The 25368-nt window shown below is 63.3% G+C and carries 21 protein-coding genes and 2 pseudogenes; 5 read left to right on the top strand and 18 right to left on the bottom strand.

The window, feature by feature from the left end:
- Positions 1-32: 32 nt before the first annotated feature.
- Entirely contained in the window at positions 33-527 is a 495-nt protein-coding gene (locus tag IEW01_RS06535) for an outer membrane protein (protein WP_188526820.1), read from the bottom strand.
- A gap of 646 nt (positions 528-1173) precedes the next feature.
- Positions 1174-2370: pseudogene (locus IEW01_RS06530) on the bottom strand (IS256 family transposase).
- A gap of 679 nt (positions 2371-3049) precedes the next feature.
- Here IEW01_RS06530 and IEW01_RS06525 point away from each other — a divergent pair.
- Positions 3050-3301: a type II toxin-antitoxin system RelE family toxin gene (locus tag IEW01_RS06525; RefSeq protein WP_188526819.1), complete on the top strand. Its 252-nt coding sequence runs from the start codon at positions 3050-3052 to the stop codon at positions 3299-3301.
- An 11-nt stretch (positions 3302-3312) separates the two neighbouring features.
- A complete protein-coding gene (locus IEW01_RS06520; protein ID WP_188526818.1) occupies positions 3313-3657 on the top strand; it encodes a helix-turn-helix transcriptional regulator in 345 nt (114 codons plus the stop codon).
- 76 nt (positions 3658-3733) lie between these two features.
- Here the strand turns inward: IEW01_RS06520 and IEW01_RS06515 are convergent, their stop codons facing one another.
- The 8 genes from IEW01_RS06515 to IEW01_RS06480 all read right to left on the bottom strand — a co-directional run bounded on the left by IEW01_RS06515 (position 3734) and on the right by IEW01_RS06480 (position 8791).
- Positions 3734-3934, bottom strand: a complete 201-nt coding sequence (locus IEW01_RS06515) for a hypothetical protein (RefSeq protein WP_229738126.1) — start codon at positions 3932-3934, stop codon at positions 3734-3736.
- Positions 3935-3950: 16 nt separating this feature from the next.
- The gene (locus tag IEW01_RS17815) at positions 3951-4085 is read right to left on the bottom strand and encodes a type II toxin-antitoxin system Phd/YefM family antitoxin (protein WP_368855193.1); all 135 of its coding nucleotides are present in this window, start codon (positions 4083-4085) and stop codon (positions 3951-3953) included.
- 725 nt (positions 4086-4810) lie between these two features.
- Complete coding sequence (locus tag IEW01_RS06505; protein WP_188526816.1) at positions 4811-6181, bottom strand: terminase large subunit domain-containing protein; 1371 nt, start codon at positions 6179-6181, stop codon at positions 4811-4813.
- Between the two features lie 280 nt (positions 6182-6461).
- On the bottom strand, positions 6462-6782 hold the full coding sequence (locus tag IEW01_RS06500; RefSeq protein ID WP_188526815.1) for a hypothetical protein: 321 nt from the start codon (positions 6780-6782) through the stop codon (positions 6462-6464).
- Positions 6782-7255 carry a hypothetical protein gene (locus IEW01_RS06495; RefSeq protein ID WP_188526814.1) on the bottom strand — a complete coding sequence of 158 codons (474 nt, stop codon included), beginning with the start codon at positions 7253-7255 and terminating at the stop codon, positions 6782-6784. Before IEW01_RS06495 ends, IEW01_RS06500 begins: the two co-directional genes overlap by 1 nt.
- Positions 7245-7826 carry a hypothetical protein gene (locus tag IEW01_RS06490; RefSeq protein WP_188526813.1) on the bottom strand — a complete coding sequence of 194 codons (582 nt, stop codon included), beginning with the start codon at positions 7824-7826 and terminating at the stop codon, positions 7245-7247. The genes IEW01_RS06495 and IEW01_RS06490 overlap by 11 nt, the downstream gene beginning before the upstream one ends.
- 315 nt (positions 7827-8141) lie before the next feature.
- A complete protein-coding gene (locus tag IEW01_RS06485) occupies positions 8142-8528 on the bottom strand; it encodes a VanZ family protein (protein ID WP_188526812.1) in 387 nt (128 codons plus the stop codon).
- Complete coding sequence (locus IEW01_RS06480; protein WP_188526811.1) at positions 8525-8791, bottom strand: helix-turn-helix domain-containing protein; 267 nt, start codon at positions 8789-8791, stop codon at positions 8525-8527. The genes IEW01_RS06485 and IEW01_RS06480 overlap by 4 nt, the downstream gene beginning before the upstream one ends.
- A gap of 29 nt (positions 8792-8820) precedes the next feature.
- On the opposite strand from IEW01_RS06480, the gene IEW01_RS06475 reads away from it, so the two are divergent.
- Positions 8821-9726 (top strand): tyrosine-type recombinase/integrase, encoded by a 906-nt coding sequence (locus tag IEW01_RS06475; RefSeq protein ID WP_268236805.1) that lies wholly within the window; start codon positions 8821-8823, stop codon positions 9724-9726.
- A 98-nt stretch (positions 9727-9824) separates the two neighbouring features.
- Here IEW01_RS06475 and IEW01_RS06470 read toward each other — a convergent pair whose 3' ends face one another.
- Both IEW01_RS06470 and IEW01_RS06465 read right to left on the bottom strand, forming a co-directional pair.
- Positions 9825-11189 carry a phosphohexomutase domain-containing protein gene (locus IEW01_RS06470; RefSeq protein WP_188526809.1) on the bottom strand — a complete coding sequence of 455 codons (1365 nt, stop codon included), beginning with the start codon at positions 11187-11189 and terminating at the stop codon, positions 9825-9827.
- Complete coding sequence (locus IEW01_RS06465; RefSeq protein ID WP_188526808.1) at positions 11182-12603, bottom strand: mannose-1-phosphate guanylyltransferase/mannose-6-phosphate isomerase; 1422 nt, start codon at positions 12601-12603, stop codon at positions 11182-11184. The genes IEW01_RS06470 and IEW01_RS06465 overlap by 8 nt, the downstream gene beginning before the upstream one ends.
- Before the next feature lie 605 nt (positions 12604-13208).
- Here IEW01_RS06465 and IEW01_RS06460 point away from each other — a divergent pair.
- Positions 13209-16160: a UvrD-helicase domain-containing protein gene (locus tag IEW01_RS06460; RefSeq protein WP_229738124.1), complete on the top strand. Its 2952-nt coding sequence runs from the start codon at positions 13209-13211 to the stop codon at positions 16158-16160.
- Between the two features lie 316 nt (positions 16161-16476).
- On the opposite strand, the gene IEW01_RS06455 is transcribed toward IEW01_RS06460, so the two are convergent.
- Together IEW01_RS06455 and IEW01_RS06450 are read right to left on the bottom strand one after the other, a co-directional pair.
- Entirely contained in the window at positions 16477-18378 is a 1902-nt protein-coding gene (locus IEW01_RS06455) for a polysaccharide biosynthesis protein (protein WP_188526807.1), read from the bottom strand.
- Between the two features lie 203 nt (positions 18379-18581).
- Entirely contained in the window at positions 18582-18746 is a 165-nt protein-coding gene (locus IEW01_RS06450; protein WP_188526806.1) for a hypothetical protein, read from the bottom strand.
- Between the two features lie 88 nt (positions 18747-18834).
- Here IEW01_RS06450 and IEW01_RS06445 point away from each other — a divergent pair.
- A pseudogene (locus tag IEW01_RS06445) lies at positions 18835-20056 on the top strand (IS3 family transposase).
- Positions 20057-20363: 307 nt separating this feature from the next.
- Here the strand turns inward: IEW01_RS06445 and IEW01_RS06440 are convergent.
- From IEW01_RS06440 to IEW01_RS06425, 4 genes are all read right to left on the bottom strand, one after another.
- Complete coding sequence (locus IEW01_RS06440; protein WP_188526805.1) at positions 20364-21515, bottom strand: EpsG family protein; 1152 nt, start codon at positions 21513-21515, stop codon at positions 20364-20366.
- Positions 21516-21629: 114 nt separating this feature from the next.
- Positions 21630-22916 carry a lipopolysaccharide biosynthesis protein gene (locus tag IEW01_RS06435; RefSeq protein WP_188526804.1) on the bottom strand — a complete coding sequence of 429 codons (1287 nt, stop codon included), beginning with the start codon at positions 22914-22916 and terminating at the stop codon, positions 21630-21632.
- Entirely contained in the window at positions 22913-24190 is a 1278-nt protein-coding gene (locus IEW01_RS06430) for a glycosyltransferase (protein ID WP_188526803.1), read from the bottom strand. Before IEW01_RS06430 ends, IEW01_RS06435 begins: the two co-directional genes overlap by 4 nt.
- A complete protein-coding gene (locus IEW01_RS06425) occupies positions 24187-25359 on the bottom strand; it encodes a glycosyltransferase family 4 protein (protein ID WP_188526802.1) in 1173 nt (390 codons plus the stop codon). The genes IEW01_RS06430 and IEW01_RS06425 overlap by 4 nt, the downstream gene beginning before the upstream one ends.
- Between the last annotated feature and the right edge of the window lie 9 nt (positions 25360-25368).

Here is a 25368-nt window from a genome sequence, read left to right as displayed (position 1 = left end):
GAACCCCTAGGGTCCATCGCCCGCAACCTCGATCAGAACCGGAGGCCAAGGCCGGCCTTGACATTGTAACGGGTCGGGAGGCCCGCCGCGAACGGGTCGGCGCGTTCAACCTCGCCACGCATGAAATAATCATCGGCGATCGGTACATCAGCCCCACCACCGACGTTCCAGGCAGCAGTGCCAGCCGTGGAATAGCCCACACCGGCCTTGCCATAAACCAAGGCCGCGCCCGCATCGACACCTGCCCGCAGGTTCGCCGATGCTGTCAGATCATCGTCACCTGGCGCTCCCCATTCGGAATTGAAATCATAATCTAGTTCGCCCTCGACGCCCATGATCATCCCGTTACCCACGTCCATGTTGTAACCGGCGAAAGCCCCAACCGAGGCATCATTGTTGAACGTGCCGTTGGGGTTGATCCGACCATAGGCCCCACCATAGGCGCCGTCGAAATCCTGTGCATTTGCAATGCCCGTCATGCCGAGGCAAAGCCCCGCCGCGAGAAGAGGTGAAAGATACGTGCGCATGGTGCTCTGCCTTTTGCCTGTGATCGTTTCTTTTTTTGTTTTTTCCCGACCTGATCAGATCAAGGTAACATCGAAGTTTACCCAAATTGTGAACCAATTGCAAAAACCAAGAAAACCAAAGCGCCATACCCGTTGCACAAATGCACGGCTGTTAGCGGCCGCTCAACGTCAGAATTTATGAAATCAACGCTTGCCACCGTGATCAGGATCTCCAACCGAAGGAAACCAGCGCCGATCGATTGCTCGGCTGACCCGTGAGAAACCAAACGTTCGGCACCACGGCGGGCTTGCCGACTCCGCGGATCGCGTCCCCGCACTTGATGAAAGCACACCGCACTTGAGACAAGACCAAGGGCGGTAGAAGGTCCGGGGTCGGACCGGGACAGAACTTTGTGGCGCAGCCGACGAGAGAGGTCCGGGTCGGTGCGGATTTGATAGTCTATCGCAACAGTCAGTTTCGCACCAATTACTGGTTATCTAGGCGCGAGCATCTTGGCTAAGGACAGGGACACCGGGTTAGCGCAGTCGGCAACGGACGCGACAGGGAGATCCAAAAGTGTACCGGATCGAAGTAATAGCCGCGAGCGAGTTGGATATCGGGCTGGAGGACGCCGAGCTATGCGGGAATTTGGGTGACGCGGCCTGATCAGGCGGCGCGGCTTTCGGTGTCGTTCGCGGCGACACCGTGGGTGAATGTGACGCCTTCGATGACCAAAGGCAACTGATTGGCACCCTTCAGGCGCCGCCACGTCTTTGCGGCGGCCTGAGCAATCTTGAAGACCATGAGCTTCGCCGTCTTCTGCGAGAGCGCGCCCTTGGTTCGCATGGTCCGGTGCCGAACGGTGGCAAAGACGCTTCGATGGGGTTGTCGGTGCGTAGATGATCCCAATGCACGGCGGGGAAGTCTTAGAAGGCGAGCAGCGCCTCGCGTTTTTTTGGTCAGGCAGGTCAGTGCCTTCTCGTATTTGGCGCCGTATTTCTCGGCGAAGGTCTCCATGGCGGTTTCCGCCGCGGCGCGGGTCTTCGCCTGCCAGATCTCGCGCAAATCGGTCTTTACCGTCGGCTGCATGGATTTCGGGAACTTGTTCAGCACATTCGCGGTCTTGTGAACCCAGCATCTTTGATGGCGCGTGCCTGGGAAGTTCTCGTCGAGCGCCTTCCAGAACCCCATGGCTCCGTCGCCAACGGTGATCTCGGGCGGCACATTGAGGCCACCGGCCTAGATGTCGATCAGGAGCTCGCGCCAGCTCTGCGTGCTCTCACGCACACCAACCTGGAAGCCGACGAGTTCCTTCTTTCCTTCGGGCGTGGCACCGAGAATGATCAGGATGGATTCGGCCTGTGGTTCCATCCGGGCCTGAAGATAAACACCGTCCGCCCAGATGTAGGCATACCGCCGCGCCGAGAGATCCCAGCGCTGCCAGCGGTCATATTCCCGCTGCCACTCCCCGGTCAGGCGCGAGATCACACTCGGTGACAGGTTGGGCGCGTCCTTCCCGAGGATTGCGGCCAGCGCCTCTTGGAAGTCCCCCGTCGAGATGCCGCGCAAATAAAGCACGGGCAGCAGGGCATCGAGGCTGCGCGAGCGCCGCGCCCATCTCGGCAGGATGCCTGAGGTGAAACGGATCCTCTTCTCGGCCGGCACATCGGTGGCACGGTCGCGCACCTTCGGGCGCTGCACGTCGAGCGCGCCGATCCCGGTCTGGATGCTACGCTCCGGCCCGTAACCGTGTCGGACTACCCGCTGGCGGCCGTCAGGCAGGATCTCTTCGGCATGCTGCGCGACGAAGGCGTCGGCCTCTGCCCGCAGCCGCAGCCGCCAGCATCCGGCGTGCCCCGTCACGCGCGATCTCGGTCAGCGGGTCATCCACATATTCCGGCTGACGCAGGGCGATGATGTCTGTATCGTTGGTCATGGCGTATCGTTCCTTTTGGAAGTTATGGCAGGCTTCAGCACCCGCCACGATACGCCGCCTTCTCAAACCCCGTCACCCATTTCCCAGCATAACTCACAAGACCACCGATACCGCCTGATCCGACCGATCAGGGCCTGGCCGCGTCGCCGCCGACTGGTGCGCGTTGCGCGCGAACCCGACGTGGCCCGTTCACGCACCGCCGTTGAAAGCCATTATCCTTAACGCCAAGCGGCCTTGTGCCGGGTCGTCAAGGGTCAGGAACCTACCAGAGCATGCGGGCGAGAGTGATCGGGCGGCCATGTCGGCGACATACGACCAGGTCGGGCATGCCGCGGCATTCGACCCCGGCAAGTGGCGCCCGGTCCTGTCGGAGCGTGAGCGCATTATCCCGGCTGGCGCTCAAGCAGCTACGCCGCCCATCGGATCAGGCTTTCGCCTGACAGACCAGCCACCTGTGTCCCTTGCGGTAGGCGTTATCGGACATTTGGCCGCTTGTCGGAAGAAATCGACACGTAAGGTTTGCGCAATCGGCGCACGTCAACCGCGCATGTCGCCCTAAGAGACATTCCGCTTGACTCTCCCAAAGATGTCTCCCATAGCTACATCATGAAGCAGGTCAGCTACACGAAAGCCGCGATCAGGGCGTTAAGGCGAATGCCCGCGAACACGTCCATGCTGATCCGCTCCAAGATCGAGGCTTATGCGCAGGACCCCGGCTCGCAGGCCAACAACGTGAAGTCCCTGAAAGGCCGAGAGGGTATCCGACTGCGGGTGGGCAATTGGCGGGTCATCATGGATGATCAGGGCAACGTACTGGCAATCCTGGATATCGGTCCCCGCAGCGGCATCTATGACTGAAAGGGCATGACATGAACGAGATGGTGACAATTCCCCGCGAAGAATATGACCGCCTGCGGGCCGCGGCCGAGGATCTGGCTGACCTCCAGACCTACGACCGGGCCAAGGTGGCTCTGGCCGCAGGTAAGGACGAGCTGATCCCAGCGTACTATGTGAACCGCCTGCTGAATGGCGAAAGCCCCCTGCGCGTCTATCGCGACCTGCGCGGCCTAACGCAGGCAGCACTCGCCGAAAAGGCGGGTGTGAACCGCGTGACCGTGGCCGAAATCGAGACCGGCCGCAAAAAAGGCTCAATCGCAACCTTACGCGCATTGGCGGGTGCCCTGGGCGTCGCGCTCGATGATCTGGTAGAGTAAGGCCGGCTCAACGTCGTCTTTGCCGTCATGGGGCACGAACGGCCATGGGCGTTACCGGGCTTTGTCATATTCACGTTCAAGTTTTGTCTGGCTTCGTTTCGGGAATTTGACCTTGCGAGACCGCGATCCAGCGCCGGCGCGCCTCCGCCTCGCGCTGGTAGCGATCGAGCCACCGCAACTGATCCGCGAGATCGCGGTACTCCCGGGCGAAATCGGCCATGAATTTCCTGATGAACCTGGATTGCACGAAGTCGAAGGCAAGCGGCATGATCTGCACCTGACGCTGCAAGTCCTCAAGGGCCCGGGTGCTTTTTTGGCGCGGCCCCGACGTTCCGCGCGACCAGACGGCCAAAGCGTGTCAGCTCGATTTCCTCCCCCGCTTGCGCGCGGCGAATGAGTTCGGCCAGATTGGCCTTGGCTTCGGCAATGGCGATCTACATGGATGCCCTCACCGTGTTGTACAACATGTAGGTCACAACTCATGGTCCTGTAATACGCCGTCGCCCCGGCGTCTCACCTCTCGTCGAAAGCAGATGAGGTTGCCCTGACGCGTCCACGCATCGTCGGACACTTGACACCGCGCGACCCCACACAGATGCGAAGGGATCCGGGCAAGCGCGACCGCGGCGGCCCGAAAGCATGCAAGACCGCTCAGGGCGACACGCGTCGCAGGGCGCTCACACCATCCGTCCTCGCAAAATCATCACCGACACAGAGCAACGGCACGCCGCGCGCCTGGGCTGCGTGTTGCTTTTCGTGCTCTGACGAGCCGCGCGCTCGAGCCGGTTGCCGGGCCTTTGCCGTGATCAATCACGCATTTGCGGGTTGGCGTTGTCGGCCGACCACTTCGCGACCTGAAGGCAGGCGGTATCGTTCGCGACGGGGCCGCACCCCGGCGTCGGTCTGGTCCTCGGGCGGGAAGGACCGCTGATATTTGGGGGATATTCCAGCTTCGTTTCGCAAAAAAGGATCCCGTCTGTCGCCTGTGACGCGCGCCTCGGCCCCGAGCGGACCGGACGGACGGAGGACGCCCGGCGGGGGCGCGCGCGCCCCCGCACCCGACCGGCGCGCTGCGCCATCTCGAACGCTGCGCGCGCCGGTCGGGCGCCTGAGGTCGCCTTGAACTTATTCAATTGTCAAAGAGCGTGGCGGATCAGACCGCCATCGCGCCGGGGCGCGAGCGCCGGCGCTTGCCGGGCGCGAGCGGACCTGCCGGCCCGTCGATCTGGCCCCATTGGCGCAGGGCATCGGCAAAATGGGTGTGGCGGTCGCGCACGGGACGATCGCGGAACACCTCCTGGCGGGGATCGAAGGCCTTGCGGTAGTTGCGCAGCGCCTCGATGCCGAACGCGGTCTTCTCCTTGTCGAAATACACCTTGCCGCCGAGCTTGAGGCGGGTGGCGTTGATGCCGGCAAGCAGACCGCTCACCCGCGGCACGACGTCGAACACCAGCCCCGGCAGCAGCTCTTCGAGCATCTGGCGGTTGGTCTTGCCGGTATGCAGGCTGCGCACTTCGGCGTCATGCGGCAGGTAATGCACGCCGCCGAGGTTGTAGCCGCGCGCGAGGAGGATCTGGGCATAATGCTCGAGGCTTTCGCCGCTGGCCTCGTAACAGTCGATGAAACGGTCCTCGCTTCCAACCCGCTGGTGGAACCAGATCGCGGTCTGGTCGTTCATGCCGAGATCCCAGAAGGTGTTGACCGGCAGGCCCGGGTCGTAAGGCACCGCACAGAGCCGCCCCTCGCGCGAGAGGCGCTCCATCTCCCCGGCGTAGTACGCCCCCTCCGGCAGGGACGGCTGCCAGCGCCCCTCGAGAAGAGCCGCGCGCTCGGCCGGCGGCAGCATGAGCAGGTTCTTGCGGTAGCCGGTCTCATCAAGCGTGGGATTGTCCTGCAACCGCGCCGGGATGAAGCGCCGGTAGAGCCTGGACCGGACCCCGCGCGCCTTGTCGATCACCTCGATCTCCCGGCGCACCGCCCCGCCATCCTCCCCGATCCCGAAATACCTCATCACCCAGGCCTGGCCCGGCCCGTCGGGGTTCGTGGTCGCGCGCATGTACAGGGCCAACTCCGGCGCGGAGGTGCGACAGCGCGTCGACAGGACCCGCCAGACCTGCTCGGCAAACAGCGTCAGCTCGTCGAACCCGATGTAATTCCACTGCCGCCCCTTGAAGCGCTGCGCGTCCTGGCCGTCACGCACGTGGTTGAACTCCACCCGCGCGCCGCTGGGGAAAAACCAGCAATACTCCGACTTTCGGTAGATCGCGCCGGGGATGATCGCCGGGTAGAGCGCATTTGCGCGCACGATCAGCTCCTGGAGCTCCGGCTTCGACCGGCGCAGAATGACCGCCGCATGTTTGGGATGCTGCACGCCGCCGCTCGGGTGACCAAGACAGAGCGCATCGACCAGAAGCGCATCGGTCTTGCCGCCCCCGACGGCGCCGCCGTAGAGCACCTCCGCCTCGTCGGCCGCCAGGAACTCGGCCTGGCGGGAATGCGGTTGCCAGATGATCCTAGCCTCCATCCGCGTCATCCTCCCGCTCGTCACCGCGCAACGGCACGTCGCGCGGCGCGAGAACCTCGGTCAGTGGGATCATCACGATCGACGTCCCGGCGTCTTCCCCCCCGTCCGCGCTCTTGAGGCCGCGGACCTCCGACGCGATCCGGGCAAGCTCCGCGCGAGACTGGGCCTTGATCTCGAGGCCGCGGGGGCCCTCGCGGACCCCGGCGATCAGCGCCCGCCCGGCGCCGGGGATCCGCGCGAAATCGCGCAGCCGGACCCTGTCTTCGCCAAGCCCGCAGCATTAGGGACACGCCGAATTGGGCGCGCCGTCCGCGCGATAGCCAAAGCCACCATCGGCATGCGGGCGGGGCACCCCGCGTGCAACCGCGCGCTCCAGCGCCTCGTGGTATTCTCGCCGGGTTGTCCACTGATAGAGATGCGCCCTGCCCCAGCAATAGCGACAGGGCGCGCGCCAGACCTCGTAGAGACCGGCAGGGCCGATCTCGAGCGCGTCGAGGAGCTCCGCCTCGATCCCGGCCAGCCTATCCTCGACCCCGCGGTCATCCCGGGTCTGCGGCTGCGGCCCGGCCCCGCGGCTGGCGGTCTTGCGCCTGGCTGCCATCAGTCCACCTCCCCGAGATCGAACCACGCGGCAAGCGCGCGCGACTGGGCACGCCAGGCCGCGGTGCGGTAGCGCTGCATCCGCGCGCGCATCACGAAGGCCTCCGCCAGCACCGCGCTGCACGCCCCCGCCCCCTCCCCGGCGCTCGCCTCCGACAGCATGGCAACGGCCCCGTCGGAAAAAACCGCCTCGATCACGTCAAGCTGGACTTGCGCCTGCGCCAGCTGCCAGGCGATCCGGCGGCGCTCGGGGTCGCGCAGCTTCGGTGGAAGGGCGGCCCGATCGCCGAGGATCGCGCGGTACATCGCAAGAACCCGCGCCGGTTCCGGCACGATCCGCGCGAGCCCGTGACGGCGGGCATTGGCGGCGCTGCGCGCCTTGCCGCCGGGCGTCTTCGGCCCCGTGCTCTTGCGGGCATTGCGCCGGCGCGCGGCATCGGCCCGTTCATTGGCCTGTTGCGGATCACGCGCCATCGATGACCTCCGCGTCCTCGATCTCCCCCGCCGCCAGGCCATTCGCCCGCCCGTAATCCTCCAGGAGCTTGCGACGGCGCCCCTCTAGGCGTTCCTCGTCGCGCCGCGCAAGGCTCAGGACCTCCGCCAGCGCGGCGTGGGTCCTGGCCAGCACCTCCGCCTCGTTCACGCCAAGAGCCGCGATCTCGCGACGGGCCTTTCCCTGCGCCCTGCCCGATCCAAGCGCCCAGCTTCGCGCCAGCGCCCGGGCCTCGGCCGCCGAGAGCCCCGGCGCGCTGCGCATCAGATGCAACTCCATGTGGTCCGCGGCGTGCGTGTTGATCAGCATCTGGCCGCTGCGCTCGAGGCGGTCCAGCTCGAGCTGGACCTGCAGGATGTCTCGGAGGATGAGATCGGCGACCACGCCCGTCGGCGCAAACTCGGCCTTGAGCGCCGCGCGCAGCGCTGCAACCTCCGCGGCGTTCTCGTCCGGCGCCAGCGCGACCCTGGCCGACACCCTGTCGAGCACCTGCGCCGCGCGGGTGGTTACGGGCAGCGTCGAGCGGGACTTCGAGGTTTTGCGGGCAGGCATCAGGCACCCCCCGCCGCGGCGTCGCGCGGCTCAACGCGGTAAGGATCACCCCGCGCGCCAGAACGGGCGCGGGAAAGGTCGCGGCGCTGCGGGTCGGCCGCGAGGGTGAAAGCCGAACGGGAGATTGCGCACATGGATCTCGTCCCCTGGATCTGAATACAGATTGGACAAGCACATCCTGCGCTTTGGAAAAATGGTTAACGCAACATTTAGACAAGGACAAGTAAAAAACACCAGATCTGGTAATCCGCACTCGGCGCGCCTCCCTCCTCCGGCCGGGGAGGTGTGCGGGGCGCGCGCGCGAAGGGCGCGATCTCAGCGAGACCGATCGCTCTCGCGGCGCAACAGGTGGCGGCGCAGCGCGAGACCGAGCCCGGCCCCCGCCAGCGCGCCGAGCGCATCGGCGAAGAGGTCGGCCCGTTCGGCGGAACGTCCGACCAGCGGCTGGATCAGCTCGATGAGCCCACCATAGGCAATCGCGAGAAGAAGGACGGCCGGAAGGCGGTCCGGGCGCAGCAGCGCCACGGGCAACACCAGCACGCCGAAGGCAAGGGCGTGGAAGACCTTGTCCAGCCCCGCGGGCCCCTGCGGCACGCGATCCTGTGGCGTCAGCGTGGCCACGGCGATGATCCCGGCCATGCCGAGGAAGAGCACGAGCCAGGACCACCGGGCGTGCAGGAGAACGGAGCGCAGGAAGGTCATTCCGCGCGGTCGGGCCTGGTGCGGTGGATGCGGATGCCGGGGCCGTCGTCGGGTGTGCCGATGAACTCGATGCCGGCGGATTCCAGGAATTTCCGAAGAGTCTCCAGGTGACCCTTCCTCGATTTGGGCACACCTTCGACTGCCTCATAGCGTTTCAAAGTTGCAAGACCAATCCCCGTATCGATGGCCAATTGGCTAATAGTCAATCCAAGCACCGCGCGCGCGGCGCGAATTTGACCTGCCGTCAACACATCGTCTTGCATTATGATCCCTCTGGTATCATATTTGGGGAATGGACGGTTGTTTCACAATTCCGGATTGGAGATCCCAGTTCGCTCGTCTCGAAGGCGCTTATGCCCCCTCGACGATGAAGTCATACTACGCGGACGTGCAGGTCTTTGTCGACTGGTGCGCCGGCGAAGGACAGCCGCCCTTCCCCGCCGATGTCGCGACCGTCTGCGCCTTCCTCGAAGCCCAGGGCAAGGAAAAAGCGGCGTCCACCGTGCGACGCCGCCTCTACGCGATCCGCAAGGCCCACAGGCTCTTGCGCCTGCCCGATCCGACCCAGGATGAAGACATCAATCTGTCGCTTCGGCGCGTCCGGCGCGCCAGGCCCATCCGCCCGAAACAGGCCAAGGGCCTTACCCGGGATTTTCTCGACGCGTTCATCGCCGGCGAGCCCGACACGCCCTGGGGCCTGCGCAACAAGGCGATGCTCTCGCTCGGCTACGAGTTGCTCTCGCGCCGCTCGGAACTCGTGGCACTCAAGACCGACGACATCGAGGTCCGCCCGGACGGCACGCTGCAGGTGATCGTGCGTCGCTCGAAGGCCGACCCCTTCGGCCAGGGCCGCCTCGCCTTCACCTCGCGCGCCACCGCCACCCGGATCGCGGACTGGCTCGCCTGGCGCGGGCCCGACATCTCGCCCCTGTTCTGCCCGATCTACCAGGACCACCCGATCGACCGCGACCTCAGCACCACCACGGTCAAACGCCTGATCAAGACCGCGGCGACACGCGCAGGCCTCGATCCCTCGGTCGTCGGGGAGTTCAGCGGCCACTCGTTGCGCGTCGGCGCGGCGCAGGACCTGCTGAAGAAAGGCTTCGACACCGCCGCGATCATGCGCGCGGGCGGGTGGAAGTCGGTGAATGTGCTTTCGCGCTATCTTGAGCAGGCGGAACATAATGTGTGGGCGTAGAGAGGCGCCGTCATGGTGCATGACCGGGATGGATCAAACGATTGACGATCATCGCCGATGATCGGCCGTCCACCGGCCCGGTCTAACCCGCCCGGCAATTACGCCTCGATCAATACGCGAAGGTCCTCCACACGGGCCGCGAGCTGGTCCGCGTTTCCTTTCGCCTCGACGTTCAGCCTGAGCAGCGGCTCGGTGTTCGAGGCGCGCAGGTTGAAGCGCCAATCGGGGAAGGCGAGGCTGAGCCCGTCGGTGTCGTCGCGGGCCGTGGCGTCGGGGGCATAGGCCGCTTCGATGCAGGAAATCACGGTGGCAACATCTTCGACGCGGAAATTAATCTCGCCCGACGAGGGAAAGGCGGCGCGGCGGGCGTCGACGAGGGCGGCGAGCGGTGCGCCGCGCCGGCTCATGAGTTCGAGGACGAGGAGCCAGGGGATCATCCCTGAATCGCAGGCCATGAAGTCGCGAAAATAGTGGTGCGCCGACATCTCGCCGCCGTAGACGGCCCCCGTCTCGCGCATCACCTGCTTGACGAAGGCGTGGCCGGTGCGCGATTGCACGGCCTCGCCGCCGAGGCGGGCAACGATCTCTTGCGTGTTCCAGACCACGCGGGGGTCGTGGACGATCTTGGCCCCCGGTTCCTTGACGAGGAAGGCCTCGGCGAGCAGGCCCACCACGTATTCGCCGGGGATGAAGCGCCCCTTGGCGTCGAACAGGAAGCAGCGGTCGAAGTCGCCATCCCAGGCGATGCCGATATCGGCGCCATGGGCGCGGACGGCCTCGCCGGTGACGGGTTGGTTATCTTCGAGCAGCGGGTTCGGGATGCCCTTCGGGAAGCTCGGGTCGGGGTCGTGGTGCAGGCGCACGACATCGAGCGGCGCGCCCTGTGCGACCAGCGCCTCAAGGATCGCGTCGAAGGTCGGCCCCGCCGCGCCGTTGCCTGCGTTCACGAGGAGCTTGAGCGGCTTCAGGGCCGCGATATCGACGAAGGAGAGCACGCGGGCGACGTAAGCCGCGCGCGCACCATCTGCTGCGTGCACCGCGCCGCGCGTGGCCGCCGGTGCAAGCTCGGCCTCGGCCATCGCCTTGACCTGCGCGAGTTCCTTGGCCGGATCGAGCGGGGCCGATCCCGCCTTCACCATCTTCATCCCGTTGTAATCCATCGGGTTGTGCGAGGCGGTCACGCAGATGCCGCCATCCGCCCCGAAATGCGTGGTCGCGAAATACATCTCCTCGGTGCCCGACAGGCCGAGATTGAGCACCTCTACCCCCTGCCCTGTCAGCCCCTCGGCAACGGCGGCCGAAAGCGCCTCTGACGAGGCGCGGATATCGCGCCCGAGCACGACTTTTCGCGCGCCGAGCGCCCTGGCAAACCCCGCCCCGATCCGCCGCGCGATGCCTTCGTCGAGGTTCTCGCCCAGACGCCCGCGGATATCATAGGCCTTGAAACAGCTCAGCTCAGTCACGGGCGTAGACGTCCTCGTAGCGAATGATGTCGTCTTCGCCGAGGTAGGAGCCGGTCTGCACCTCGATCAGCACCATCGGCAGCTTGCCGGGGTTCTCCAGCCGGTGCTTATGGCCCAGCGGGATGTAGACCGACTGGTTCTCGCTCACGAGAGTCTCGGTCTCGCCGATCGTCACCTTCGCCGTGCCACTCACCACGATCCAGTGCTCGGCGCGGTGGTGGTGCGATTGCAGGCTCAGGGCCGCACCCGGATGCACCACGATGCGCTTGACCTGGAACCGATCCCCGATCGCCAGGCTTTCAAACCAGCCCCAGGGCCGGTGATCGCGCGGGAAAGCCTCCGCTTGGCGCGCGTTCCGGGCTTTCAGCGCCGCCACCGCCGCCTTCACTTCCTGGGCGCGGTCCTTGTGGGCGACCAGCACAGCGTCGGGCATGGCCACGGCGATGACGTTGTCCAGCCCGAGGCCCACCATCTCGAGGTTCTCGTCCTCCGAGCGCAGAAGCGTGTTGCGGCAATCGATCGCCGTGGCGTTGCCCGCTGTGGCCACACCATCGCCGTTCGGCCCGCTCTCGCGCCAGACCGCGTCCCAGCCGCCGAGATCGGACCAGCCGGCGGCGAAGGGCACCACGGCGAGGTTGGCCGCCCGCTCCATCACCGCGTAGTCGATCGAGATATCCGCGAGCATGCCCCAGGCCGCTGGATCGAGCCGGTGGAAGCCCAGATCGGCCCGGCCCTTCGCAACCGCCTCGCCCACTGGTGCCACCAACTCCGGCGCATGGGCCTTGAACGCATCGATGATCGCGCGGACCGAGAACAGGAAGATGCCTGCGTTCCACAAGTGCCGGCCGGTGGCGACCATCTCGGCGGCGCTTGCCGCGTCGGGTTTTTCCACGAACCGCACAAGATCCATCAGCCGCGGCGCGCCCGGATCGAGGCGCTCGCCAAGCTCGAGGTAGCCATAGCCGGTCTCGGCGCGGTCGGGGGTGATCCCGAAGGTCACCAGCTTGCCCGCCTCCGCGGCCGCGCGGCCGATCTCCACCGCCGCGCGGAAGGCCGCCGCATCGGGCACCACGTGGTCGGAGGGGGCGACGAGCATCAGCCCGTCCGGGTCGGCCTGCTCGAGCCAGAGCGCGGCGGCGAGCGCGGCGGGTGCTGTGTTGCGTCCCTCGGGTTCGATCAGAACCGCGCCGGGGTCGATCCCGATGCCCGCGAGCTGCTCGGTGACGATGAAGCGGAAATCGGCATTGGTAAGCACCAGCGGTGCCGCGAACCCTGCCCCCGACAGCCGCCGCGCGGAGGCCTGGAACAGCGTCTCGTCGCCGACCAGCGGCACGAATTGCTTCGGGTAGGACTTGCGCGACAGCGGCCAGAGCCGGGTGCCGGAGCCGCCGCTGAGCAGGACGGGGGTGATCATCGGGAATACTCCTTCCTGTTCTGTACCATCCGAAGTGAACAACCTCTCTCTGCGCAGGGTCCACTGTTGAAGACCTGCTCGCCCCAATCCGGTCAAGGGGTCGCCCCGAGACTATCCCGATCGCGTCATCGAAGCACAGCGGAAACACCGTGGGAAAGTGGAACTAGTGTTCACCACCTTACGAATGGCTCCGGGTCTGCCTCTGGTACGCCCAAGGATGATCGGACGAAGATCCGATGGGAAGCTACAAGGGACGGAGCGGCCGCTGGCAGCGAGAGCCAGGCGACCGACCTGAGCGGCGGCAATGCGCAGATAATGATCTTTGCGAGGTTACAGACGCCAAGCGGACTGCAACGGACCGATCGGCCCGATAGAGAAATGCGCAGGCAGCGATGGCAAAGCGCCGCTGTATACCAAAAGGAACCATTGGCGGCATGTGTGAATCACGCCACCACCGAAAAAGCCTGTTCCTTCCCGAACGAAGAATCGAAAGAACTGCGACCGGGTGGCTCGGCTCCGCGACGCGCGCTTGGCGGCCATTGGTGATTGCAACTTGCTCACCTGGCGTCACAAGCTGGCGAGGAAGAACGATCGGGCTCAGACCATTGATTCGACTACAACAAAAACCGCTGCTTGGCCTCCTGGTGAACCCATTCGGCAAGACGGCTCGTCGGATTGAGCTCGATGCGGACTCCCTACGGATCATCGGCCGGGGGCGAACACGGGTGGTGTCGCTCGATGCGGTCAGCGCTCCGCCGATCGCAAGGAAGGGGGCGTTCGGAACGACGCTGGCGATCCCGTCGGGCGATCCGTTTGCTATTGTGATGAAGGGCGCGCGCTATTCCGAAGCCCAGGCTTTCTCGGAGGGTCTGCGAGGTGCTTGGGTCGCGTTCAACCTGGACAGGCTCGCCAAGGAGGCGGCACGCTTCGAGCGGATGCACGCAGCCGTGGAAGCACTGGCGCAACCAAGCCGTTATCCCGCGGCTTGCCTGGTCGCACCCTTCGTCGATGACGCACGAACCCTCGATGCCGCGCTCCTGTCGAAGCTCCAGCCCGAAGCCATCGGCCCGGAGATGGCGGCGCGTGTCGCCCAGGTGAGGAACTTCGTGGCCGATCCTCGAAACGCACGGGCCGGGGGTATCGAAGCCTATGTCTCGGCCGAATTGGAAAGGTGGAAGGATTTCTTCGACACGATCGAGAGCAAGCCCCTCACAGCCGAGCAGCGCCTTTCAGTGGTCGTCGATGAGGATGCAACCCTGGTCCTTGCCGGAGCAGGCTCAGGCAAGACCAGCGTGATCACCGCGAAAGCGGCCTACCTCGTCAAATCCGGGATCCGCCAGCCAGAGGAGATCCTGCTGCTCGCCTTTGCCAAGAACGCCGCCGAAGAGATGTCGGTAAGGGTTGAGGCACGCTCCGGTGTTCCGATCGTCGCGCGGACGTTTCACGCGCTCGCCTATGACATCATCGGCGTGGTGGAGGGCTCGAAGCCGGCGCTGGCTGATCACGCCACGGACGATCTGGCCTTCACCAACCTGATCAAACAGATCCTGAAAGACCTCGTGCGTGCGGTTTCCGATGTGTCGCGAGCCATCATCCAGTGGTTCGCGCATTTCCTGGTGGAGCCGAAAACCGAGTGGGATTTCAAGACCAAGCACGAGTTCTACACCCATCTGGAGAGCCAGGACCTGCGCACGCTTCAGGGCGAAAAGGTCAAGAGCTACGAGGAACTGCAGATCGCCAACTGGCTCTATGAAAACGGGATCGAGTACGAATACGAGCCGGACTACGAGCACAAGCTCGACGGGGCTGGGCGGCGGGACTACACGCCGGATTTCCGGCTGACCGAAAGCGGGATCTACATCGAGCACTTCGGGGTGCGGCGCCAGAAGACGGCCGATGGTGGCGAGCGCCTGGTGACGGCGCCTTTCGTGGACCGCGAGGAATACCTGGCCGGAATGACGTGGAAGCGCGAGGTTCATGCCGAGCACGACACCACGCTCATCGAGACCTACAGCTACGAACGTCAGGAGGGCCGGCTGCTCACCGGCCTCGCCGAAAAACTGGCACCCCACGTGACGCTGAAGCCCCGAGCTATGGAGACGATCTACGACCGCGTCCTCGAGCTCAACCAGGTCGACACCTTCTCGCAGTTGCTCGGGACGTTCCTGCGCAAGTTCAAGAGCGGCGGCTACAGCCTTGCCGAGTGCGAGGCCAGGTCCGAGCAGAGGAAGCTTGGCAAACGGGCCAAGGCATTCCTCGACGTGTTTGCGCCTGTCTACGAGGAATACGAAAAGCGCCTCGGCGGCCGGATCGATTTCGAGGACATGATCCTGCGGGCGGCGCGCCATGCTGAAACCGGCCGGTACGCCAGCCCGTTTCGCCATATCCTCGTCGACGAGTTTCAGGACATCTCTCAGAGCCGGGCCCGGCTGGTAAAGGCGCTGAAGGCCCAGCATGCCGATGCACGGATATTTGCCGTCGGCGATGACTGGCAGTCGATCTTCCGCTTTGCGGGCTCGGACATCCACCTGATGCGCCATTTCGGGGAGGAGTTCGGCGGAGAGTTCGACGGCGCGCGCGGCGTGCACAGAACCGTGGACCTTGGTCGCACGTTCCGTTCCGTCGATCAGATCGCCTATGCCGCCCGGACCTTCGTACTGCGGAACCCGGCACAGCTCGACAAGCAGATCATCCCGGCCGGCACCGCGAGCGAACCGGCGATCAGGGTGGTGATGACCGCGAAGGACGAGGATGGGCAGAAACTGTCCGAGGTTCTGGCCACCATCTCTGCAACCCGGCCCGAAGGGGCAAAGGCGCCGACCGTGCTCCTGCTGGGGCGATACCGGTTCCTGGAACCGGACATGCGCGACCTAAAGCGCCAGTTCCCACGGCTTCGCCTCACCTACAAGACCATCCATGCGTCCAAGGGCCTCGAGGCCGACCACGTCGTGCTCCTGGCGGCCAACAGTGGGCGAACCGGCTTCCCCTCGGAAATCGTGGACGACCCACTCCTGGACCTCGTCTCGCCCGAGGCAGAGCCATACGAGCACGCAGAAGAGCGACGCGTGATGTATGTCGCGATGACGCGAGCCCGCCACACGCTCACGATCCTGGCCTCGAACTCACGACCATCGTCCTTCGTCACCGAACTCAAAAAGGAACCCGGCTATGGTGTTGCCGCGGTGACCGATGAGGCCGAGGAAGACCACGAATGCGGGGAGTGCGGAGGGCGATTGCTGCGCGTGCAGGGCAAGGACGGCCGCACATGGTACCGCTGCGAGCACGCCCAGCATTGCGAAAACCTGCTGCCGGCTTGTCCTTCCTGTGGCGCTGCGCTTCCCCGGAAGGTCGACGGGACCGCTGAAGTCCGATGCACCTGCGGGGCCGTTTACCCAGCATGCCCGAACTGCACCGACGGATGGCTTGTCGAGCGAAGCGGGCGGTTCGGGGCATTTCTCGGTTGTGTTCGTTATCCCAGGTGCACCGGCAAGGACAAACTGGCGAAACCGGACCATCAGCCTTCCAAGCCCCGCCGAAAGGGCAGAGGGCGCCGCTGACATGCAGTGCGCGGCCGCGCCGTCCCGTCGCAATCAGCCATACGCCCGTGCCGGACCCCTCATTCGCGCGCGCTGTTGAACGCCTACGCCACGGTCGCGCCTTCGAGCAGTTGGTTGACCCCTTGGCGCGACCAACGATGTCCTTCGTCAGATCACAAAGACAGAGTGTTGGTGGCGACGGGCTTCGCCGCCGCCGCAATTGTGCGAGGGCGATTGATAGCCAGTGAATGTGATGCCACGCTATCGGGAGAAGGCGATTACCAAGTTGCGCGTAGTGGCTGGGTCGCAGTCGCACACACTGGCTGGGGACAGGCCCTCACGCATCACGCGCCGTCGCATGATCCGGGCGGCAATAGCCATCAACCCTCGCCTCGATCACCTTGCGCACCCGATCCGGGTTCTGATGCTCGATCGCCCCCTCGATCTCGCGGATCACCGCCTTGACCTCGATCTCGCTGAGCATGGGTTCATCGGCACGCAGGATCTTGGGATGCGGGGTGTCGCAGAGGTTGTCGTGGTCGATCAGAAGCTCTTCATAGCGCTTTTCGCCAGGCCGCAGGCCGGTGATCTCGATCCGGATATCACCGCAACCGGTTTCAGGATCATAGACCCGCCGACCGGAGAGCTCGATCATTCGCCGGGCCACGTCGATGATCTTCACCGGCCGCCCCATGTCGAGCACGAAAACATCGCCCCCCCGCGAATAGGAGCCCGCGAGCAGCACCAGCCGGGCCGCCTCGGGTATGGTCATGAAAAAGCGCGTCACCTCGGGGTCAGTCACCGTCACTGGTCCACCGGCCAGAATCTGGCGCTGGAACAGCGGCAGGACCGAACCCGATGAGCCCAGGACATTGCCGAACCGCACCATGGAGAATTTGGTCTTGGCACTGCGCGTGGCGAGATCCTGGATCACCAGTTCGGCCAGCCGCTTCGTCGCCCCCATCACGTTGGTGGGGCGCACCGCCTTGTCGGTCGAGACCAGAACGAACCGCTCCACGCCGGCGGCCTGTGCTGCAAGCGCCACCGTTCGGGTGCCCAGCACGTTGGTGCGCGCACCCTCTATCTCGTTTTCCTCCACCATCGGCACGTGCTTGTAGGCGGCCGCGTGCAGGATCACATTGACCTTCTGCTCGGCGAGCACGTAGTCGACACGGTTGCGGTCGATCACCGACCCGAGCCGTGCGACAAGCTCGACCCCCGCGCGCTCGGCCAATTGCGTCAGCTCGTTGTGGATCGAATAGAGTGCGAACTCGCTTTGTTCGTAGAGGACCAGCTTTTCCAGGCCGCATTCCAGCAATTGACGGCACAGCTCCGAGCCGATCGACCCCCCTGCCCCGGTCACCATCACGATCCGACCGGCATAGGTGCTCGTGATATCCGGGGCGTCGAGGTTCACCATGGCCCGGCCAAGCAGCTCGTCCGGCGCCACGGTACGCACACCAATGCCTTCGTTCCGCGCAATGATATCGACGTAGGACGGCAGCGACCGCACCTCGACCCCGAGATCTGCAACCTTGTCGGCAATCGCTTTGACCCGGTGCGGTTCCACCGATGGCATCGCAAGAAGCACGTGGCTCACCTGGTGGCGCTCCAGTTTTTCCGCGAGGAGCCCCGGCGCAAAAACCGGCAACCCCCCGACCATCAACCCGCGTAGTTTCGGATCATCATCGACGAAGAAGATCGGGCGCAATTCACGGGCCTGGCGCAGCGACGAGGCCAGCTGGATCCCGGCGGCCCCGGCCCCATAGATCGCAACCCTATCGGCGGCGGCATCGTGATGCGCGGCCCTTGTGACCAGCTGCACCGCAACGATGCGCATCAACAGCGCGGCCGCAAAGAATATCGCGGCGAAGCCAAAGGGTACAGAGCGCGGCAAGAGCGCCTGAAGCAGGAAGCCGACCGCGATCAGTACCAAACCGAGAACGCCGGCCGCGAGGGCAATCCGCGATGTACCCCGTCCTTCCAGTGCCCCAAGCTTGATTCTCGGAACGTGCAGAAAGATAAGAACAATTGGCGTCGCGACCGTCATGGCGGCAAAAAGCGCCGCGTACCCCCACGGCGCCCGGGTCGCAAACATGAGATCTTCAAACCGAAGGGCCAGAACCGTGTAGAGGCTGACGAGAACGAGCACGGTGTCGAGGCCGAGCAGGAGACGCCCTTTCACCTGCCGGGGCGCATCGGCCAGTTCGAGCAACAAGCTGATCAACTTGGAAATCATCTGGAAAATCCCTTCAACCGAAAGGTCGCCGGTACGGCACAATCTCCGGTCGCAAGACCATAGCCCCGACATGCACGGATAACCAAAAGTTAAAAAGGATATATGCCAGCTATTGTGATTGGTACCGAGGCCTGGCGCACCGAGCGCAGCCTGAACGCGGGCAACGGGTTCGGGCCTCACTCCTGTTGCAGCAAGTGCAGCCTTCAGCGCTGCCCATCGAGCAAGGCCAGAATGCGCCCGATGACCTCGTCTTGCTGGGCGTCGCTCATGTCGCTGCCCGATGGCAGGCAGAGACCTATCTCGAACAGACGCTCATCAACGCCCGTCCCGTGGTAGGGCGCACCCGCATAAAGGGGCTGCATGTGCATGGGCTTCTACTCTGATCCCCGCAAACTGGACCGTTTCAAGCTGGAATTTTCCGCTACGATTTCCCGGCTGAGAGAGGAGTGGAATCACATGAAGGCATCGAAGTTTTCGGACGCGCAGAAGGCGTTCATCATCAAGCAGGGCGAGGAAGGCACGCCAGTGGCTGAGATCTGCCGCAAGGCCGGGATCCGTTGACCGGCAGGTGATTGCGCAGCAATCGCCGAGAGGTGGCCAGGCGACCTACTTCAACTGGAAGAAAAAGTATGCCGGCTTGCTGCCGACCGAGATGAAGCGGCTGAAGCAGCTCGAGGATGAGAACAGCCGGTTGAAGAAGATCGTGGCTGACCTGACGCTGGACCGCGAGATGTTGCAGGATGTCATCCGGCGAAAGATCTGAGGCCCCCCTCTCGCGCATGCATGCATGCGCTGCCGGGCAACGGGATCGGATGCGCGAACTGGTTCGCGGGATGTGCAGCGATTGGGCGGTCTCGATCCGGACGGCGTGTGGGGCCATCGGATTCGACCGCTCGTCGTTTCACTACAAATCCCGCCGCACCCGCTGCCCGGCAGGGCATTGCGGAGCAATGTCCCGAGAGGGATCAGGCTGCTGTCGAGAAGCGGATCAAGGAGATCTGCGAGACGCGGGTGCGCTACGGCTACCGCCGGGTTCATGTCCTTCTGGACCGCGAGGGCTGGGGCATCAACATCAAGAAAGTCTATCGCATTTACAGGGAGTTGGGGATGCAGCTCAGGAACAAAACGCCCAAGAGGCGGGTGAAGGCCAAACTTCGCGATGACCGCGCCGAGGCGGTCGGGCCGAATGATGTCTGGGCGATGGATTTTGTCCATGACCAACTGGCGACCGGCAAGAAGCTGCGGGTGCTGACAGTCGTCGATACCTTCTCGCGATACGTGCCTGTTCTCGATGCGCGGTTCAGCTATCGCGGCGAGGACGTGGTCGCGACGTTGGATCGGGTTTGCCGTGGAACCGGCTATCCGAAGACGATCCGGGTCGACCAGGGCAGCGAGTTCATCTCCCGCGACATGGACCTCTGGGCCTATCAGCGCGGCGTCGTGTTGGACTTCTCAAGGCCGGGGGAAACCAACCGACAACGCCTTCATTGAAGCCTTCAACGGCAGGTTCCGAGCGGAATGTCTGAACGCGCACTGGTTCTTGACGCTTGCAGATGCGGGCGAAAAGTTGGAGGCTTGGCGTAGATACTACAACGAGGAACGGCCACACAGCGCGATCGGCAACAAAGCCCCGATCACGCTGACGAAATCGGGGGACACCACCAGCCTGTCACCCTGATCGAAGCCGGAAAACTCTCGCCAAGGGCGGTAGAAGGTTCGGGGGCGGACCAACAATTCTGGCTGGATGAAAGTTCAGTGGCAGGTCACCGGGCATTGCCGGCTATGACAGTCCGGCACTTTGGGGGCGCGAGCATTTCGGTGCGGTTCTTGCAAGACAGGGTCTGATACACGTTGCGACGTGACGCGTAGATTCAATTATTGTTGTAGCTCGGCAAGCTGCCACGACAGGTGTGCCTTGATGCTTCTATCTGCGTACAACATGGCTGCCATTGTGCCGCCCTATAATTGGATCATGTTCTTGACGCTCAACGGAACTGCTCGCTGAAAATATCAAGATAAAGTTGACTGCGCGCCTCGCCAGTTGACTCGCTTCCGGTCAGCCAAAGAGCGACCCCATTCTGATATGGAACGAATGCCAAATCAAAAGGATCCTGAAAGTACAGTCTTGTCTGGACAATCAACCCGAAACCAATGATCGCAGCCGCAACAGTAATTCTGGATTTCACGAATCTAGTCGACAAAAAGATACTGAACAAAAGCAGAACCTCATAACTTATCCGCTCCCTCAAGACGGAAAAGAAAAAACTTCCAACTGCAATAGCTGACAAAGCAGAAATCAGGCAGAGCAACTCATTTGGAAGTCCGTCAGGAGCATTGCTTCGCCGCATTAGGAGGTGCGCAGTCATTAAGCCAATCAAATAGACCAAAATCAGCATACCAGTTGTCATTATTCCAAAATATGACGAAAACGATAGCCCTCTATAGAAGGCAATCTTTGATTCAACAAAGGGAACAGCCATCGCAATCAGTTCTATCAAAAATGGAAAGCTGAGCATGAACATCAATGAAAAAAATGAATACGGAATGGGCCTAAAAAGTCTTCTTGACATGCTTGATCTACTCACCAGAAAGCCCGCAAAATAGAGCAAAGAACTGATTTGTGACATGGCCGCTAATGTCATGAAGACGTATGCGCTCCATCGTCCTCCACGGAGATATGAAGCAAGTCCCCAATTGAATAGACTTATCGCCAGGGTCTGCCGAACTGTCGAGAAGCCGATTGATGTCAGGTAAAATGAGAAAAAGACCGCCAGCGCCAGAACGGGACGCGACCCAGGAATGGCATTTGCAAGCCTGAAAAACGATAACAAGAAAAAGAGCGTAAAAATAGCCTGTACATATTCATAGCTGGGAAGAACTTGAGCGATTGAGCCAAGAAAGGCGACGAATGTAACCTCATGAGATCTGATGAGGCTCTGAAATAGAATGCTCTCCCAAGAATAGTTTTCACCGAGAGATTCGAAAATTCCCTTGTAAACGGGCCAATCAAAACCCGTCTCGTATCGCAACCCGACAAAAAAGAATGAAACCAAAATCGCGAGAAAAGAGCCAACTTTCCTGCCCTTAAGGGCGGAGAAAAGCAGCAAAACGGCGATGAATGAGAAATACACCAGCATATCAGACTCGCGGCGGCCATGGCCTAGATGAATGGTTGGTGCTGAAACCCAATTTTGTCTTTTCCAACTCTAGTTTACATTTCGAAAAATTAGACCCAATTCAGTTCGATACCGTTAACCTCGGGCTTTTGTGATGGCAAGCTGCAAGATGCGCGGGGTTACGCAGACGGCGTAGGCGGCAGTCGTGATCCAGGGAACCCACCAGGTTGTTTCGGGTGTCACCATAAGGGTTTTGGCCACCAGGCACAGGCCAACGAAACCGGCCCATGGTAGGATCTGTTGTCTGGCCATCCCGGCCGCGTTCAGGATCATGTTGAACGGTGATGTAAGGGCGATCACCGTTGCCGATGCCACCATCCCCATGAGCACGAGTTGTTGATCCGGAAAACTGCGCCCCATCCATAACAGGATGATTGGGTCTGCCAGCAGGACCATTGTCAGTCCGACAATCAGCACCGCAAGCGCGCCTACCGCGCTCATCTTCATGGCGGTCTGCAACAGCCACTCGCGGTCGCCCCGTGCCAGCGCATTCCCGAACAGGGTCCAGAGCGGCATGAAGACCGTGAAGACGATCAGCATCAGCAACGAGCCTAGCCGTGCCGGAACGCCGAAATCCGTTACGGCTTCGGCCCCGGCCCGCGCGGCGATGATCAGGTTATCCATGTTCATTCCGACCGCGGTGAGGATCGACACCACGAAGAACGCTCCGCCAATCCCCGTCCAGGCCCGGATCGACGTCCGGTCCAGCTTGTCGAAGGCGGGTCTCTGCGCTGGTCGGGCGGCAAAATAGACCGCGCTCCACGCGGCCTGGGTCAGGGGCGACGCCAGCGTGTAGAGCAGCACCACGATCACCGGATCAAAGCCCGCCGAAATCGCCCACAGACTGACCGACAAGGCCACGATCGGGCCAATGATCTGGACCAGCTGGGCATGAACATATGCTTGGCGTGCTTGCAGTGTTTTGACGAGCAACCCGGTTACGAAGGTCAGGAACAAGGCGCTCAGGACAATCGCCACGACGGCCGCCTGCGCCTGCGACTCGAAAACGCCGGGCAGAACGACGGTGATTAGCCCAGTCCCCAAGATCGTCACGGCGATGAATCCGGCGGCAAGCCCCGCTAGAAGTACATAGGCCTGCCCCAATAGTGACCGTGCGCCACCCAGATCGCCCCGACCGAACGCCTCGCTGAGACGGGTCAACGCGGCATTTCCGATACCGAAATCGAGAAAGTTCGCGAGCGCTGCCAGGGACACGGCAGTCAGCCAGATGCCGAACAGGATGGGACCCAGGTGATCTAGCATCGGCCCCATGACCAGCAGCGGCGCTATCAGCGCCACGGCGCGCCCGGCGAGGCCCGAGATCACCGCGACGAACAACGTTTTTGTGCGGGCGTTGATCATGCCCGGCGTCCGGCGGTCCCTCGCGCCGGCTTGCCGTCCCGCAATTGCGCCCATTTGTCGAGGACCCGCGCCACTTGCGCCTCGGGCGACTTGCTGGCCAGGATGAATGCCCGCGCCCGGGCACCGCGTGTCGCGCGCTCGTCTCGGCTCAGGGCGGACACGGCGCGCAAGGTTTGTGCCAGTCCGGCCGCGTCGGGCGTCGCGGGGATCGTCAAGTGCTCCAGGTATTCGGGCGGGACACCCGGCAACCCGTGCATGATCACCTGCTTGCCGGACGCAAGATATTCCATGGTCTTTGACGGGAAGGAATATTTAGTGAATTCCCCTTCCGGTCGGCGCGGGTTCACCAAGACGTTGGCCGCGCGCTGCAATTCCAGGGCGCGGGATCGGGGCACCTGACCGAAATACTGCAGGCGCGGTTCGCGCCCGGCCATCGATTCGATCATCGGACGGGTGTCACCGTCGCCGCAGATCCAGAGCCGAGCCTCGGAGGCGTTGAGGTCCTCGAAAGCCTCCAGAAGATCGACTATGCCATATCGGGCCGCGAGCGTGCCGGTGTATAGGATGGTGAACGTGTTGTCGCCCTCGCTCGCAGCCTCGGTAGATGGCGGATCATCCTGCGGGTCATAGATGCCTTCGACCACCATGCGTTTGTCAACGGGAATCCCGATGCGGTCGCCCATGGCGTCGGTGAGAAATACGAACGAATCGAATCCCCGGACGATCTTCCTGAACAGAAACGACTCGACCGTCTTGTATGTCGTGTAAAGGCGACCACCAACGCCCATGAACTCCGGCAGGTCGGGCAGGATCGCGCAGAGAAACACATCACGCCGAACGATCCGCGTTAGCCACGCCGCCGCGAGAAACGGCAAATGAGCGGAATAGACCACCACAATCGGCGCCTCGACATCCTTGCTGGCGCGGCGCAGTCCGCGAAAGGCGGACACGAACCGCGACCAGAAGCGAATGAAGCGCAGGTTCAGGAAACCCTCGCCGAGGGCCCTGATCCCGGGCGGCAACGTGTCTTCACAGGCCGGGAACGTCACCGTGTCATACATCTGGGGATAACTTCCGACGAAGGGAAGGTTGACGAGCTGGATGTTGTCGCCGACATGCCCTGCGAAGCCGCGCAGGAATGCCTTTTGCAGCGCATCGGCCGCGTTCTGGACGACGCCGCGCGAATGCTTGAGGATAGTTTCGCGCTGGGACGGCAGGAAAACACCGCCGAGGAAGATGATGGACGGTTGCTCGTCCAGGTGGGGTGTCGTCATCGGCAGTCGCTCCTCAGCGCATCAACGATCTGCCCCCAAGACGCCGATGCCCATTGATCGTGTCGGCTGTTCGGGATCGGCATCGGCGCGGCGATGAGCCTTTCCAGCGCCACAGCGATGGCGGGCGGCGTGGCGGCTGCGGGGACGGCGCCTTCCCCGCAGCGTTCAAGGTCCCGCGCCAACTGGCTTTCGGGTTCGACCAGCGCCAGGATTCTGAGGCCCAACTTGTGATAGGTCGCGATCTTGGACGGGTAGGCAACACGGTATATGTTCGGGCTCAGCGACACCAGTCCGACATCGGCGTCGGCGATGATCCCGCGTGCCTGCGCAAAGGGCAGGAACGGAGCGAAACGTACCTGCGGGTGATCGCCCCAGCATGCATTCAGCTCGGGCAGCGCCACGCCGTGGCCCATGAACATTAGCTCCAGTTCGGGGTGATCGTCAAAACACAGCGCTACGCCCTCGGCCAACAGCGGCAGATTCTGAAACCGGCCCAGGTTTCCGGCGAAAATCACCCGGACCGTGCCATCGTGCTTGCGCAGATCGGCGGGCGGCGCGACCGCCTCGCCGTCTGCGTCCAGCGGCGGATTGTTGATGATATGGATCGGCAGCGCGCCCAGCCCGCGCGCGCGCAGGGTCTCTGCCATGTCCTCGGACAGGGTCACGATGGCGAAGGCGCGGCGCAGGGTTTGATTATCCAGCCAGCGTAGAATTTGGGCAGGAAGGCCTCGCCCAAGGCGCCCTCCGGAATAGGTGGACACCTCGGGGTGAATGTCCTGCATGTGGTAGATGAAGCGCGCACCGGTCAGCCGGGCGGCAAGGCTAGCACTCCAGGCCGCCAGAACTGGCGGGAAGGTGCAGGCGGTCACAACATCGGCGCGGCTGCGCAGGACGTGAACGAACAGTGCGATGCAGTAGATCAGAACGTTGAGTACCCGGATCAGTGGATTGCGGCGGGCCTCGGACGGAACCCAGATACGCCGGACCGTCATCTCTCCGAGCTGCTGATGCGCGGGAGCATCCGGAGCGTCCTTGCCGTAGGACGGTTTCGAGGTGAAGATCTGCACCTCGTGCCCGGCTGCCGTCAGCTCTTCGCCGATCTGGCGAAGGATTACGCCATAAGGCGAGCTGTCGGGCCAGAAATAGCGGTGGGTCAGAAGGATCCGCATGAACTGGCC

It is taken from the genome of Sinisalibacter lacisalsi (assembly GCF_014640115.1).
In the GTDB taxonomy this organism is placed as follows: Bacteria; Pseudomonadota; Alphaproteobacteria; order Rhodobacterales; family Rhodobacteraceae; genus Sinisalibacter; species Sinisalibacter lacisalsi.
Note: the sequence above shows the minus strand (reverse complement) of the source record. Positions and strands in the feature narration are given on the sequence as shown.